Origin of the sequence: Paenibacillus sp. NPDC058898 (assembly GCF_049316025.1) — a bacterium.
In the GTDB taxonomy this organism is placed as follows: Bacteria; Bacillota; Bacilli; order Paenibacillales; family Paenibacillaceae; genus Paenibacillus_AQ.
Window position 1 is genome coordinate 582458 of sequence record NZ_JBMOSM010000001.1, and the last position, 15838, is coordinate 598295.

The 15838-nt window shown below is 44.7% G+C and carries 14 protein-coding genes; 1 reads left to right on the top strand and 13 read right to left on the bottom strand.

What is annotated here, in order from left to right; translation table 11 throughout:
- Window positions 1-144: 144 nt before the first annotated feature.
- From ACOZB4_RS02510 to ACOZB4_RS02545, 8 genes are all read right to left on the bottom strand, one after another.
- On the bottom strand, window positions 145-804 hold the full coding sequence (locus ACOZB4_RS02510) for a hypothetical protein (protein WP_422759461.1): 660 nt from the start codon (window positions 802-804) through the stop codon (window positions 145-147).
- Window positions 805-1614: 810 nt separating this feature from the next.
- A complete protein-coding gene (locus ACOZB4_RS02515; RefSeq protein WP_379415214.1) occupies window positions 1615-2064 on the bottom strand; it encodes a hypothetical protein in 450 nt (149 codons plus the stop codon).
- Between the two features lie 139 nt (window positions 2065-2203).
- On the bottom strand, window positions 2204-2707 hold the full coding sequence (locus ACOZB4_RS02520) for a DUF3600 domain-containing protein (RefSeq protein WP_379415212.1): 504 nt from the start codon (window positions 2705-2707) through the stop codon (window positions 2204-2206).
- A complete protein-coding gene (locus ACOZB4_RS02525; RefSeq protein ID WP_379415210.1) occupies window positions 2697-3260 on the bottom strand; it encodes a sigma-70 family RNA polymerase sigma factor in 564 nt (187 codons plus the stop codon). The genes ACOZB4_RS02520 and ACOZB4_RS02525 overlap by 11 nt, the downstream gene beginning before the upstream one ends.
- Before the next feature lie 766 nt (window positions 3261-4026).
- Window positions 4027-5175 (bottom strand): hypothetical protein, encoded by a 1149-nt coding sequence (locus ACOZB4_RS02530; RefSeq protein WP_379415208.1) that lies wholly within the window; start codon window positions 5173-5175, stop codon window positions 4027-4029.
- 175 nt (window positions 5176-5350) lie between these two features.
- Window positions 5351-5584 (bottom strand): XRE family transcriptional regulator, encoded by a 234-nt coding sequence (locus ACOZB4_RS02535; RefSeq protein WP_339264864.1) that lies wholly within the window; start codon window positions 5582-5584, stop codon window positions 5351-5353.
- Between the two features lie 1028 nt (window positions 5585-6612).
- On the bottom strand, window positions 6613-6945 hold the full coding sequence (locus ACOZB4_RS02540; RefSeq protein ID WP_379415257.1) for a winged helix-turn-helix transcriptional regulator: 333 nt from the start codon (window positions 6943-6945) through the stop codon (window positions 6613-6615).
- Window positions 6946-7001: 56 nt separating this feature from the next.
- A complete protein-coding gene (locus ACOZB4_RS02545) occupies window positions 7002-7595 on the bottom strand; it encodes a TetR/AcrR family transcriptional regulator (protein ID WP_379415205.1) in 594 nt (197 codons plus the stop codon).
- A 614-nt stretch (window positions 7596-8209) separates the two neighbouring features.
- Here ACOZB4_RS02545 and ACOZB4_RS02550 point away from each other — a divergent pair.
- Window positions 8210-9382: an MFS transporter gene (locus ACOZB4_RS02550; protein ID WP_379415202.1), complete on the top strand. Its 1173-nt coding sequence runs from the start codon at window positions 8210-8212 to the stop codon at window positions 9380-9382.
- A 441-nt stretch (window positions 9383-9823) separates the two neighbouring features.
- On the opposite strand, the gene ACOZB4_RS02555 is transcribed toward ACOZB4_RS02550, so the two are convergent.
- The 5 genes from ACOZB4_RS02555 to ACOZB4_RS02575 all read right to left on the bottom strand — a co-directional run bounded on the left by ACOZB4_RS02555 (window position 9824) and on the right by ACOZB4_RS02575 (window position 15836).
- On the bottom strand, window positions 9824-10075 hold the full coding sequence (locus ACOZB4_RS02555; protein WP_339290011.1) for a hypothetical protein: 252 nt from the start codon (window positions 10073-10075) through the stop codon (window positions 9824-9826).
- Window positions 10076-10096: 21 nt separating this feature from the next.
- Window positions 10097-10435: a hypothetical protein gene (locus ACOZB4_RS02560; protein WP_379415199.1), complete on the bottom strand. Its 339-nt coding sequence runs from the start codon at window positions 10433-10435 to the stop codon at window positions 10097-10099.
- A 194-nt stretch (window positions 10436-10629) separates the two neighbouring features.
- Window positions 10630-12201: a response regulator transcription factor gene (locus ACOZB4_RS02565; protein ID WP_379415197.1), complete on the bottom strand. Its 1572-nt coding sequence runs from the start codon at window positions 12199-12201 to the stop codon at window positions 10630-10632.
- Window positions 12202-12277: 76 nt separating this feature from the next.
- Window positions 12278-14125 (bottom strand): sensor histidine kinase, encoded by a 1848-nt coding sequence (locus tag ACOZB4_RS02570; protein WP_379415194.1) that lies wholly within the window; start codon window positions 14123-14125, stop codon window positions 12278-12280.
- Between the two features lie 76 nt (window positions 14126-14201).
- On the bottom strand, window positions 14202-15836 hold the full coding sequence (locus ACOZB4_RS02575) for an extracellular solute-binding protein (protein WP_379415192.1): 1635 nt from the start codon (window positions 15834-15836) through the stop codon (window positions 14202-14204).
- Window positions 15837-15838: the final 2 nt, after the last annotated feature.

The following is a 15838-nucleotide window of genomic DNA, read 5'->3' on the forward strand; positions in this document are numbered from 1 at the left end:
GATGACTTATGACAGAAAACAAATTAACGACCATTTGTGAACATTCGAAAAAACAAGGTGGAGCTCTCACTGGCGCTGGCTGCAAAGCCAATAGGCGTCACGCGTAAAATCTCGCTTACCTTGCCTGCTGGGCAGACTTTATTATTATCTTCTTCCAACATGAAACACACCAATTACGGTTGTACCTTCAACATCATACAAAGGGATATCGCGACCATCTGGTGATCTACTGTTCTGTATCGCAATGGCATCCTGAGGTGACTTTGGTTGCTCACTGTCTAAATCTTTTTTCAACACGTATCCTGCAGTGCCATCTACACCTATTGCGCTGATTAATTCAGGTTCTGTTTCTGGAGAAGCAGCATCTGCGGAAGAACCGTATGTCTGTCCGTTTTTATTTTTGGGATAGTTCATATTCTTAGCTCCAATATGAATAGAACCAATTATGTTTACTCCATCAACATCATACAGTGGAACATTACGACTAAGTTCACCGAGATAATCTTTTTTCAGCACATATCCTGCAATGTCATTTATACTTCCCATATGGATTACGTCAGGTAGCAATTCAACCGAAGTGGCTTCTTTAACCGAACCATATGACTGCCCATTTTCATTTTCAGGATAGTTAGGAGAATTTGCGGGTCTTTGATTATTCGTGCTTTTAGCAAATGTGCTTTGGTACCCCAGTACACCTCCCACTACACAAACGATAATAACCAGACCAATCAATTTTCTGATGCCCTTAGAATGCACCCTCACATTTTTCACTCTTTTCTCACTCTTCACTCTGTAATCGTTCATTCCGTCCTTTTCATTTTTTTTCGTAAAAATAACCTCTTTCTATTACCTGGTTTGTATCTTCGGTCACTTCCTCATCAATATCTAGGTTAGCGACTTCATCTCTTGGAATTTGTTTTGGAAAAGGAGCATAATAAAATTCTCCATATTCAGTTACTACCCTTTCTGCTGGTTCCGTTCGAACTTTTCTGTCGTATTCAATTTGCCAATCTTCTAATGTTTTTTTGGTGGAATGGTGTCACTATCATTAATACAAGACAACATGATGCAATGATTATAGATCTTCTTAAATACTTCTTATTTTTCATGATCACTCCCCCTTCTCAGATGCTATTTGTTATTCAGGTGAAATTTGGAATAAAACCTCGAACACCCATTACTGTTTACTCTCGTGCTGCTTTTTTACTTGTTACATATCCTATAAAGGAACCAATCAAACTGGCAGCATACACTATTATTACACAGATGTATCCGAATGTTTCATATGAAACCGAGGGTAGGAAATACCTTAACCCATATACTGGTCCTAAAATAATTATTCCTACTGGTATTGAAAAAAGTATTGAATCTATAAGATACATAACAAAAACACATTCAATAGAGACAAGACAGTAAATGGAGGATTAAAGCCGTGCTCAAAGTTATGGTTTCTATAAATTTAGACATCTTCACTTTTCCGTCCCCTTTCTTGCATGGAGGTTATTTCCTTCAACTGAGTAAACACCAATAAAGCAAAAAAAGTTACATAACAAAATTCATTCTTTTCTGAATGATGGTTATAAAAGTGAAAATCTGGCGTCTTATATATTACAATTACAATATATAACAAATAATGGAACATGTAACTTGTTGCATACAATTATTTTCCTTCTCAAAAAAATTCATGGGGAGTGTGAAGAAATGAATATAATCATTGAGTATTTGTACAATCATAGATCCTAAATCAAATAAATCGCTAGTTGAAAACATCAGCTGATCACGTTGATGCCTTCTTGGTTTTATTGAGCTGTTGTCTCCCGTTAGTTGAACATTGATTTTGCCAAATAGACCATCACTAAATTTAAAATCCTCAACAATAGTTCTTGTTGTACTTATTCGATTTCGAATATCAATGCTAGTGACCTCTCGTTCTATTTTATAACCAACAGCATTGTGTTCTTCAATTGCAAACAAATATGTCTGTCTAGATTCATCAAAGAAATGAAGTCTAACTTTCGAAACGGGTTTACCGGGGACAAATGGATATGGTTCCTTAATCTCCAACTTATACCTTTGATCCGTGTGAGATGGTGCAAGTAGTTTGAAATCGGCAGCATTTTGTAATTTGTATGAATGATAAATTCACATATAATGTGTGAAAAAAAGGACCCATCCACATCGGACGGGTCCCTGCTTCTTTTTCTTACGGCTTGACGGCTCCGTTAATCTTCTCGAAGAACGGGGCCAGCATGGAGACGAGCTGCTCAAACTGCTGCTGTTCTTCTTTGGTCAGCTTTTCCTCATGTTTGATACCTTTTTCATCGGTCATCTTCAGCTTTAATTGCACCATCTGCTTGAACAACTCCATAAACTCATTCAATTCGTCTTCCGTGAGCTTGTCTTTTGCTACTTGAAGCATTCCCTCAATCTCTTGATAACTTTCCTGTGAACCGCCGTGCTGTTCAATGGTTTTAACAGATCCGAATATTTCATCGGCTAGATAGGAAGAAGCAAATACGGCAGAAGGAATCAAGATTGCTACAGCGGCAATACTTGCGAGCATGCGTTTTTTCATAGGAGATCTACCTCTCTTTTCGTTCACAAAATGTTGGTAGGACTGTCGGACACGTCCATACAAATCGGGTGGGCAGTGCATCGAATCTGCCACCTGGCGAAGCTCTTCACGCAATTCCTTATCAATGGACATACGCGTCTCCTCCCGTCATTTCGAATCGTTTCCGGAGTTCTTTCAGTGCCAGATGATGCCTGGATTTCACTGTGCCAACGGGGATCTGCAGAACTTCTGCGATTTCTTCCAGAGAATAGTCGTGAAAATAGCGCAGGATGACGACCACACGTAGTTTGTACGACAACTGGCGGACAAGGTTGAACAGCTCATGCTGCATTTCGAACTGCTGGACTGCTTTGTCCGTCCAGTCGAACTGTTCACAAGTCATCTGGCGGTTTCGTTCAAAGAGGCGAATTCGTCGCCAGGCCTTTCTTTTCCAATCCTGGACAAGACGGATAGTGATCCCGTGCAACCAAAACCGAAACGGCCGGTTCGGGTCGTACTTGTGAAACGACTGCCACATGCGCATGTAAACTTCATTCACGATATCCTCAATGTCCTGTTTGTTGTAGACGAGAAAAGCAACCGTCCGATAGACGTCTTGGTGAGTCGCCTGATAGACAAGCTGAAAGGCCGACTCGTCGCCCAACGTTGCTTTTTGAAGCCACGGAAGTAACTCTTTATCATTCATAGGGGCCCCTCCTGAACGTGTTACAACCCTTAATTCGCTCCCGTGGAGAAAAAGGTTCAGTAAGAGAATAAACTTTTTGATGATACTCACCATTTTAGGAACTTCTTAAGGTGTATCGCCAATTTTTTTGCACACGGTTACCCCTGTTGTCATGGACGCTGGTACTCCTCCAATGAAAAGCGCATTGCCCTTCAAGTAGAACAATCACATGAACTTTCTCTTTAATGGAATCTTATTAAAGGTTTTGGACTATTCTGCCCGTTAGCTTAGCACCAGGCAGGACATATGTACCCAACAACTTATTTTGTGAGCATGTAAAAAAGAGCTACTTTACGGCAGCTCCTTCAGTGTTTCTGTTGTAGACTTCCTTATTGAATTATCGTACCCGTTTGTTCAGCAACGAGAAACAATCTACTTCGAAATATATGTTTGATGTTTGATGTAAACTCGGGCTTATTTACGTAGTCCGCATAGTTTACGACTCCGTTAAACTCCAAATAAGCCTGATAGCGAAAGCGAACACTTGGCTGTGTAATCAAATCGAGAACTCTATCCTTCGCTACCCAACGGCTGTCGGTTGTTTCTTCAGAGAAAGATAATAATTCCCCACCAATAGACGTAAAACGAGTATAAAAAAGGCTAGCCAGAATTTCTGGCTAACCCAATAATCCGTAAATGCCGATTTATCGAATTCTCAAACGACAATTGTTAAGACTCGAGGCTTGCTGTAGAACAGATAATTCCGAGTGGCCGGTTCATCAACCAACTATCTATAAATCGTTGCCAAGAAGATTTGTCCATCCTCTTCCTCGTAATGAAATGACAGCTTGCCTGAACCAAAGTTGTAAATCATGTCATACACGCCCTCAGCCTCATTGAAAAATTCATCATTCGGTTTGCCAAGCCACAATTTAACTGTTGACGGGTACAAATTTCGCTTTTCGGCAAAAAGGTTGAATATCATAAGTCTTGAGCTGGAATCCAGCTCATGGAGATAGGAATCGAAGCCTATCGCATAGTTCTGATAGACATAAAATGCACCCCATTCACCGTTTTCCCGCAGCTTGGCTTTTTTAAGCGTACTTTGGAGCGATTTATGAGTCATGCCGAGCTTGATTCCTGGCTGGTCGGGAAGAATCCCTGTCTTGGCAGCAGCCTTCAGGCTTTCGAGATAAGCGCGGTCACCGATTCCTGAATTTGGCCAGGATGGATGATCATAATCCATGTATCGCGTCTCTGTCAAACGCAATTCCAGCTTGCTCACGTTAAGTTTGAACGTATTAACGGCATACTTGAAAACAGCGTTATTGTAAAACTTGAACTGCACCCGCGCATCTGACAGCATGCGAACACCGTCTTCCCGTCCTGCAGGATAGTAGTTATCCATTTTTTTGCCTTTATGATCGACGAACTTCACGGGCATCAGCGACCCCGAACGAATAATGAAAGGGGTAGCCAGATTGAAATTAGATGTCCCCCATTCTGTAATCATCAGAATATCCGGCGTGCCCTTTTCTTGGCTTCGAATCGTATAATGCCAGGTCTGGGGCAGCGTAACCGAATGCAGGCCAAGATTCACGGACTGTATCGTACCATACGTCGCTCCTTTTTTGACGAGAGCTGCTTTATATGTACCTGTGTATTCCTTGTCCCCCGGCTTATTTCCGGTCCAGTAGTCCATTTCGGTCAAGGTTGATGATTTTTCATCTTGAGCGTAAATATAAACCGTATAGGAGTTCTGATACGTATCCCTTAAATTAAAAGACAATCTGCTTATCTTTTTTAATTTCTCAACAGGTATGCTCTTCCCCTGTGCCTGTGCGGAATCTGCTGACATGAACATGCAAAGTCCTGCCAAAAAAATCGCCAGCAGAAAGGCGCACAGCCATGTTTTGTTGCGATAGTACTGAATCATCCTTCGATTTCCCCCTGTTAATAGAGATGATATGTAGTTTATGTCGTATTTAAGTGTATCATCTCCCTAGGGTATTTCCCATCAAAAAAAATGTCGATTATTCATTGTTATAATAATCATTGCTCAGCTTAATGGATCACATTTGTAGTCTTAATGCAACCTACCACTTATTCCATTAATTTCCTTTTACTTCATTATCGTTCGGAATTAATTCATACAAGGCACGAACATCACAACCGATGGAATCGGCGATCGATATGGCAATTTTGAGTGGCATCACTCTTTTGTTTTCAATAAAGTCGTAAACTCGTTCCGGTTTAAAAAGCAAGTCTTTTGCCAGCCATTCCGCTGACTTTCCGGATTCCATCAATCGTTCATTCAGTAAGCAACGTCCTAGTTCAAATTTCAAGAAGCGACGACCTCCCGCATAAGATAATACTTAACCTTAAGCGTTGTCCATTGCCAGCATGAATATACTTAATAAAGGGCCCCATAACGAAGGATTTCCCCATGCGTCTGGCCAATTTGTTGGGCGAGTTCCATCGCCGGGCTATCGTACCCGTTAGTGAAGCATTTCCTGTTCTTAGAACACAATGATGAATTACATAAATACATCTTTATACCATAATCCCGCAAAGAAGATGATGCCAAATAAGCACATTAGAGCAAATAACGATAATATACCGACCACAGAAACCAAGAATACTTTTTTTGAGAGTTTCTTAATGGTTCATCCCCACCCATTCCGCTTAATTAGCCATTTGTTAGACACACTTAACTTGTAATTAGTTCTTCATTCCTTTCCAGCTAACCTGGCTGATACTTCAATGAAACAAAAAGGAGCCAACTAGCGAAGCGGCTATTTTTTCTCCGATCCTCTAGTAAGGCCCATGTAATCTCAGGTTCATCTCCTATTAGGGTTATCATTAGCTCCTCTTAGACCTTAAATGTTTTCCTTTATCCAAGAACGCAACTTATCAGCAAAGAAAACGCGTTCATTTGGATCGGTCTGAGAACCCTTTGTCAGATAAAGTTGATCATTTTAGGGTTCTTCAGCCCGAACTTTTCCCACATCATACGAACCTCCAAGCTTTGCGAGCATATTCGCAGACTCTCTATTTATTATCCGAGCGTTCTCTTCGCTGTTCTAGCGGATCTTCGAATGATCGGTAGCACGAAAGCGGGACCAATGATCGCGATTGAAGCCAATATATGCAAAATCCAAAAACAATAATTTTCATTGTTCTTTCCTCCTCTTCAACGGACCCCTCTTATTTGATTAGCTCAAACCTTAGCATCACTTCAAACTGATGTTAAGAACCCACTTTAAAGTAGGGTACTTACTTAAAAGCAAGCATCAAAAAAAGCTGCCCGAATTCCCGTCGCAGCTTTTGCTTTCAGTGGATTGTAATTGTATACAAGTTCATTGAACCATGTTTATGATACGGACTCTTCATATTTCCGCTTATTATGATTTTCTCCCCAAGCATAAATGACTTCTGCTACCGGAATCAATGTTCTGCCGTATTCTCTAAGAGAATATTCTACCTTGGGAGGGATCGCAGAGTAGACCGTTCGATCGACGATACCCTCCCATTCTAAATCTCGGAGATGTTGTGAAAGCATTTTTTGTGAAACATCAGGTATAAGCTTTTCCAGATCGTTGAACCTCTTCTTGGATTCAATCAAATGCCATAAAATGATGGGCTTCCATTTGCCAGCTAAAACATGAATGAGTGTCTCAACTGGACATTCACGCCATTTCCAAATATGCAGCAATTGTATTTTGGTGTTTTGTGATGATGTTGATAGGGAGCAATCAAGGATTAACTGACGATAAGGTCTTTGGCTCCGTTCATTACTAAGGGCATAGATTGTTTAACGAATGATTCCGCACTTATTAGACGCCCCTCATTGTTCCAAACGTAAGCCGCCCCATACATCCCCCAGCTTAACATGATAGAAGCTGTATTTATTAAGAATTGCGAGTTTGGACTCGATTGCATCTTGTCTTTGTCTATAAAGGAAAGAAGTATCGTTTGAATTTTTTCCTTTATTTGAATTTCAAATACAGCTCCAAGCGATGTATACCTTCTTTTGCACATCGTGCTTAGATCTTTGTGAAAATCGCATACACCCAGAAAAATACTCTGAATGGTTTCTTCATTTAATACTTCGTGACCGCTTATTCTACTATTTATGATTTTCATAAAGGATTCCATTAGTCTGGCCTCTAGAATTTCGAATTTATCTACAAAGTGCGCATAAAAAGTCGCTCTGTTAACAGTAGCCCGCTCTGCAATATCCTTAACGGTTATCGATTCAAAGTCCTTATCTTGAATTAATGAAGCAAAAGCGTCTTGAAGCAGTCGCCGTGTACGTATCACTCGAGGATCAGCTTCATTTTTTTTAATTGTCATGGTTAAGATCTCCCCTAATAAAACGACATTATAGAAATGGTGTTGTCTATACAACGGTTTATGGTTATTGATGATTGCGCACCATTCGGTTGATATTATAGCATATAAATACAACATGTGTTGTTCAAACAACTACTGTTGTATTGCAGTGCAGAATGCCACTTTTCTAAAAGGAGGAGAGAACCCATGTCGGTTTCACTACCGTCAGTATCGATGGAGCACCAACTTTCTTTTGATGTTATTCGAGAACACGGGTCGGTTCGGATCCCGAGATCAAGATTTCGCGGGAGGAATTGACCGAAACATTGCGGTACTCGGAGATTTGAAGCGTTATAAATTGGCAGAGAAAATTTACTAAATGGCGGTCCATGCGGGTCACATGCCTGCAGAGACGGCTAAATCGTTCGTGGAATGCTATAGGAGTCGGTCAACAAGCTGGGGGCTCCTTTGATTTGATGATTACAATAAACCAATATATGAGTATATGCTCAAATAATGACATAGTCCGGATTTTCTATATTTATCCAAACCGACCGTCATAATGCTTTGTTTTTATATTTCGATATTTTTTTAAAAACATGGTTGTTATTTAAAACACATCAGGAGAGTGAATTATGAAGAGTATATGGAAAGTTTACGTTCTAGCCTTGATCAGCTTTTTAGTTGGAACATCCAATTACATCATTTCCGGTATATTGGACCGGATCGCAGAGACGTTGGGAACAAGCGTCGCGACAGCAGGCCAGCTCATTACGGTCTATTCCCTGGCCTATGCGGTCGGCACGCCTATTTTGATGGCGCTGACGGCCAAAATGGACCGGCGTAAGCTCCTCCTTTATTCGCTTGGCCTCTTTATTGCCGCAAATCTACTTACATTTATATTGTCTGGCTTCGGTCTCTTCATTACCGCCAGAATTATTACGGCGTTAGGCGCCGGGGTGGTCACTGTTAACGCGCTCAGCATTGCCGCCAAAATCGCTCCGCCAGGCAAGCAGGCCAGCGCCATCGCCAACGTCACCATGGGCATCACCGCTTCGCTCATCATCGGCGTCCCGCTCGGCAGAATGGTAGCCTCGGCTTTTGGCTGGAAAGCGGTATTTCTGGCCATCGCAATTGTCGGGGTCATCGCCATGTTTGTCATTGCTGCGGTTTTTCCACGGATGCAGGGCGACAAGCCTGTCCCTTTGATCAAACAATTTGCTTTGTTAAAAAAACCTCAGGTTTTGGTTGCTTTAGCGATTACTTTTTTCTGGTTGGGAGGATATTCCCTCGCCTACACTTACATATCCCCTTTTCTGCTAGAGGTGACTCTTTTAAATGATTCTTTGATTAGCGCAGCTCTGTTCGTGTTCGGCGTTGCCAGTTTGATTGGCTCGAAAGTCGGCGGCTACACCGCGGATAAAAGGGGCATCAAATACACGCTCGTTTCAGGGATGGTGCTTCACGTCATTTCGTTGATTTTGCTATCCTTAGTCGGACAGTCGGTCATTGCCGTATTCGCCATTTTGATCCTCTGGTCTTTTGCTGCCTGGTCATCCGCTCCGGCGCAGCAATTTAACCTGGTTTCGCTTGTTCCTGAATCCTCGGGCGTCATGCTGAGCTTGAACAGTTCCATGATGCAGCTTGCCATGGCTGTCGGTGCAGGAATCGGCGGGCTGATCGTTAACCGTGTTTCTTTGGCATCCATTACCTGGTTCGCGGCACTCGGCGTAGTCATCGCCATCATTGCCGCGTTTGTATTGTCCAGCATGGCATCACGGCATTCGGCGGAGCAGTCAGCGGATTAAGGGTATGCTAAACATGGAATATTTGTTAAAGGACTCTACTCACTAGGTTGATCTCTCGGATCTTATACATTCTTAACAAAAAAGGAGACTGCAAATGAACTGCACCCCAATTGTTGCACGCAACAATGCGGTGTGGTTTCTTGTTGTTTAGGAAAATGGGCCGAGGTCTCGAAAACTTCAGATATGATGCATGCATCGTCATTACGGGTGATCATTCAATAGATGGTTCCATAGAAGAAATACCTGGCCCGTCCCTCCGCTGCACCAGCGTTTTCTTTTCCTTCTATTCTCCACTACCTTTGAGTAAATCCTAAAAGTTTAAACACTTGTTCACTAATGATTTCAGCGACAGATTTTCCTGTAGCTTTCTTAATAATCTCAACCAAAATCTCAGGTTTTTTCCCTTCAAATGATATGTACCTTCTGCAAACTTACGTACTACTACCTTAATAAAAAGCCCGATACATCAGGCTTTTGAATATTTTTATATGTAGACACTTTTGTATCATTAGACACTGGTTTATAAAATTTAATCGAATCGGTAATTGGACCATGTTCTTGTCCTTTTGGGCAATCATACAAGTCCTTGTCCTCGAATCGGGATAAGAACTTGTACCCATAAAACAAAAAAGCCGCTAAAATAGCGACTTCAAGCGGAATATGTTCTTGTTCCTCGATAACATCTAAATTCATCTGGCCAACTCTCGTATCGTATTATGGCTCAATAATTTGTCTGCCCACATTCACATCGTCTACCTTCCATTGGTTATCAACAAATTTATAGAATACATAACGATCAACGAGTTCAAGATTACTAGGACCACTTTCAAAGTAAGCCGATTGGTGCATTCTCGCCGCGGTGGTACTTCTATAGGTAATATCGGCCTTTTTTGTTAGTATGGCGTTATTGTTAATGCTATTGCTTCGAATAATCTTGTTTATAAATGAGTCCGCGAAATAAGGCTTGAAATGTGTTCGAATTTGCGAATAGCTTGAGAGATCGGTGGCTTCATTTATCTTTTCATTAAGTACATTTATTCTCTCTTGACTCATTCTCCAAGGCTTCTACGGCTCTGTATGGATAAAGACCTGTTGCAGACCGATCCCAAATACTCCCCATGGTTACGCCGGATTCATTCGAAGTCATTGGCATCGAGGTAGCCTGCAAGTCATTCTCCCGGAGAAGTCTGAGTAGCACTTTTTTGTGATTTTTTGTATTTGTCGAATATCGCGCTTCTCCTTTCGCATCAAAATCCATCCGCGACTCCCTGCGGCGGCTCTGCTGTCCGCTTGCGGTATTCCTTGGGTGAGAGCCCTGCTACTTTGTTGAACATATGCGTGAAGTAATTGGAATCGTTAAAACCGATGGCTTGGGCGATTTCGAAAATTTTCATATCGGTGCTTTTGAGCAGGATCTTCGCTTTCTGCACGCGCAGGTTTTGGATATAGCCGGTGACGCTTTCGCCAGTTTCTTTCTTGAACAGGTTGCTGAAGTAGCTGGGGTTGAGATGAACATGCGCCGCCACCTTAGCCAATCCGCATTCGTCCATGTATTTCTCTTCGATAAACCGGATGGCTTGCTTGACCGGATTATCTTTTTTGCCGGCAAGCCAGTTGTTATGGGAGAGTAGGAATTCATGGATGTATCCCTGCAGCCAAGCCACAATCTCTTCGGGCGTCTCGCATTTGTAGACGGAACCCCACTCGATGGAACGTGCGGCCATCCGCCATACAGGAAACTGTACTTGCACCAGCCGGAGAAGGGCCGTGGCCAGGAGCAGGGCTTCGATTTTAGCGGTTTGCAGGGGCATACTACTGATCCGCACCTCTTGATCTAGAAGCTCCTTGTTCAAACGGCCATTGTCTCCCGACATAAGCCAAGATACGATTTCCTTCTCCTTTTCGTAAAGTGCCGTCTGGTTAAGTAAAGATTCATAGGCAGTACTGCGCTCAGAGGCCGCCTCCCGGCCCAGCCCGCTGCAATACCGCTCGTAAGCCTGACGCAGGTCCTCCGCCATGCGGCATCGTCCTTGTCCGCAGCAGGCAAGCGCCAGTTTCAGATACTGCTGAATCGAATCGGTGAGGATCTGCAACCAGGAAGAAGGCATTTCCGGCCGGGAATCCGTCCTGTCCACCAATAAAGCCCATTCCGATGAACTCAAGGAAAAAAAACGGAAGCCTCCGCCATTCCATTTATGCAAATGCTCCCTGACAATGTTGCCGAGAGCAAACTGCAATAGCGGCATATCCTGGGCGGAATAATGTTTTTCTGAGGAAATATAGGTAGGGATGCTAAGAAAGTAAAGCTCGCATTCCTTCATCCGTCCGAGCAAAACCTCCACCTCTCCGTTGTTGCAGGACATGCCCATAATCGCTGAGCGAAGCTGGCTGTCCTCATGCTGGCGCTTCCAATCCTCCACCAGCCGCCCGGACTGATTCTCTTCGATCAGCCGTACATAGGTCCGATCGAGCATGTTTAATATATCCGCTTCTACGCAAGGTTTCGTGATAAAGTCCAGCACTCCAAACTTGAGGGCGGACTGGGCGTAAGCAAAATCTTTGAATCCCGTGATGATCACAATCTTGGTCCCCCAGCCTCGAGCCTTGATTTCCTCGGCCAGTGCGAGCCCATCCATATGGGGCATGCGGATATCGGTTAACAGCAAATCCGGGATGCATTGCTCCATCGAAGACAGAGCGGCCAGGCCATTTGCCGCTTCTCCCGCCACCACCCACTCGGCGGACCGTTTCCCGGCCAGCTTGAGCAATCCTTTGCGAAAATTCGGTTGATCCTCGGCGATAAACAGCTTGGCTTTCATCCATTTCCCTCCTAAAAGTTTTGTGAGCGTTACCTCATGATAAGCTTCGAGCAAAACTCGCTTCGAAAGCATAGGCTTAGTACTCTTGCGGGATCGTCTGAATGGGAAGCTTGATGTGAACGGTCGTTCCTTTTCCCTTGACGCTGGAAATCTCTACTCCGTAAGGAGCCCCATACACCAGTTCAATGCGTCGCAGCACGCTTTTAAAGCCAATTCCCGTTTTGTTGTTCTCAGACAGCGCATCCTCAGCTTCCTTCAAAGCATATAAAGTGCTGTCATCCATGCCGCAGCCGTTGTCAGCCACCTCGATATGCAGCGCTCCATCCCGTAAAGCCGCCTTCACCCTGAGCACCCGGTCTTCATCCATATTTCGGAAGGCATGCACAAAAACATTTTCCACCACCGGCAGCAGCAGGCATCTCATCATCCGCAGACCTAGAAGCGATTCTTCGGCCTGAATGATCGTTTCAATCTGGCCGGTAAACAATTCGGTCTGAATCTTAATGTAATTCCGTATCTGCTGCAGTTCTTCTCCCAGCGTCGTATCGGTCTTGACGGATTTAAGCGAATACTTCAGCATCTCCGAGATGGCGTTGATCAGTAGAGCCGCCTCCGCCTGGTCGTCGTTATACAGCTTCCAATACAGTTCATTGAACAGGTTATGCAGATAATGAGGGTTCAATTGCGCCTGAATGGCTTTTAATTCCGATTCCCGCTGGCTGATCTGGGCCAGATACACTTTGTTGATCAGAGTGCTTACTTGCTCCGCCATGCTGTTGAAGCTCTCACCGATGAACCCGAGCTCATCGCCGGAACGGACACTAATCCGAGCCGAGAAATCCCCCGAACGCAATTTGCGCAGCCCCCGCAGCAGATCAGCCAGTGGCTTCAGCAAGGTTCTGGTAGAAATCGTAATCAGCAGTGCGCTAAGAAGCACGACGCCAATTCCGGCAATAACAAAGATATGGATGATGTCTTTGTTTTTGCGTTGAATTTCCTCCAGAGAAACCCCTCCATATAACGTGAAGCCTGCCGGTTCCAGACGATGGCGGACAAATAAATAGGTGACCCCACTCATCTTGACATATTGGGGATCGCCGGCTTCGATCAAGCGCATGAGTTGTTCCGTCTCCTCCTGATTCATATTAGCGTAGAGCAGTCCCTCCAGAGGTTCTAGCAGCAGTACCTTACCGTTGCCGTTCTCCGTAAGATCCCGCAGCACTTTGGACACCAGTCTTTCCTCCATGACCACCACCATGGTTCCGTACGGGATCAGCTTATCATTGAGCATCCGTCTGGCGGCAATTAGCACCGTCCGGCGTCCGCCGGGATCGACACTACTAGGCAGACTGGCCCGTCCCCAGACCAAGTTCCCCCGATGCGATTCCAGCTTGCCCATCAACATGGCCATTTCTTCAGGTCCGGGTTCCCCTGACGCCCCATTTTGGGAGCGAATAGCCAAATCTCCATTTTCATTGAACAGAAAGATGGAACGAATCGACGGCGTATCCACTTGCAGCGTGATCAGCTGCTCCTCCACGTACTTACGGTTCTTGTATTGCGTATAGAGATCCCCTCCGGGATCAAGGCTCTCTGTGACGAACATTTCTATAGAAGGGTTCAGTATAATGGATTGGGATACCTGGCTTACCTCTTGGAAGGTGAGCTCCAATCGGGCCAAAGCCTGTTCATTGGCAATGGAGAACTGCTTGCTGATCTCGTCCTCCATCAATTGGACATTTAAGCGGTAGACCAGCCACCCCGCTAATGCAAAGGCTAATGTGACCATACACGAGAGCAGTACAATCAGCTTCAACTTGAAGCTGCCCTTCATTTCTCCGGCAATTCTCCCCGGCCAACTTATCGGATTCAGTCTGGCTCCCTCCCCCAAACGATGATGTAATCCGATTGTAATCCCTTTCATCCTGAATTAAAACAAAACTTGGCCCGGCTTCTACCGGACCAAGTCCTTATTCTATTCCCCGTGCTCCGTCCGAACTTTACTTTAGTTGGGAGCGGACCATTTCCAGTACATCATCGCCCAGGAAGGCCGTGTCTTTATTTTCTTGATACCACGTATTCATGTATTCCTCAATCTGCTTGCCGCCGCCTTTCTCCCAGGCTGCTTTAGCATCCGCAATAGCCTGCTCGGCCGTATATTTGGACCCGCCTATGATTCCTTTGACAATGATGTCGCTCACTTCTTTGTTCACGTTGGTACTGATAACCACCAAGTCGCTTGTCAGAACCGGCATATGCTCGTAGTGACTCAGAGCGGGATATTTGGCATCCGGATTGAGCAAGAACTGGTCCGCTTGCTTCATCATTTCCAGCCCCGCCTTCTGATCCGGATCCTCCACATTAAATGCCGATACGGAGGTCAAAAATTCATTTTGGGGAAGTGAATAGAACATCGTGTAGTCCGCGGCCCAATCCACTTCCTTCGTATTCTTGTCGGGATCAATCACGATGGGCGCACCGTCCGCTGACTTGTTCCAATGTTCTCCCTCCAGCCCCTTTCTCAATGTCAGCGCTGTATCCGGCTGGAGCATAAAGTTGATGTATTCCATCACAGCCTTGGGATTTTTTGCTGCGGCGTTAACCACGGTTGTCATCTGAATCGGGTTGGTCACGTGATGGGTAAACTGTCCCATAGGGGACTCAGGCTGCATCATCGGCGCAATTTCCGCATCCGGGACCATCTTTCTGATGGTCTTGATATCGGTGACCGTACTCTCAAACCAGTTGTTGATTTGCGGAGGAAGGAATACGCCTACCTTGCCATTCAAATAATCCTTCTTAGCTTTGGAGCCATTCGTGTCTGCCAGGTAATCCGGGTCGATCAGTCTTTCGTCGAACAATCTTTTCTTGAATTTCGTCGCCTCCAGCGTATTATCCCAGCTGCGGATGATTTTGTCGTCAGCCGAGATGGCCCAACCGCTCGAGCCGAACATGGAATCCACCATGCCTCCGGAGGTATAGCTTATATTCGTTCCGTACGTATCCTTCTTGCCGTTGCCGTCAGGATCTTGCTCTACAAAAGCCTTCAAGACTGTAATCAGCTCTTCGGTCGTCTTCGGCACCTCCAGGTTCAGTTTTTTCAACCAATCCACCCGGATAAACGCCACGCTTTGCAGATGGGGCTCGTTAATTTTGCCGATTTCGTAAAGCTTGCCATCCGGCTTGGTGCCCACCTCGCGCAGCTGGGGATACTTCTCCAGCAATTTTTCATATTCAGGGGCATACTGCAAATAATCGTCCAGTGGCAGCAGTTGCTTCTGCTGATATAGGGAATCCCGGAAGCCCGTATCATAATCATTGACCATATCCGGTGCGCTGCCGGATGCGAACATCACATTTAGCTTCTGAGTCGATTCCGACCGGAGCACGGGCACAAACTTGGCCTCCACCGGAGAATGTTCATTAATCCATTTGGTCCAGCGATTCTCCTCCACGGTTCCCTCCGCGACCGGGATATTGCCTCTGTCATAGTTTGAAACGGTAATGACGGGTTTATCTCCGCTTCCCTCCCCTTCTTTTGGCTGGCTGCAGCCGGCAGCCCCCACCGTCAACACGATAGCCAATACTGCGGATGACCAGACCCTTTTGTTCCACTTGGATGTTTGTTTTAACATTT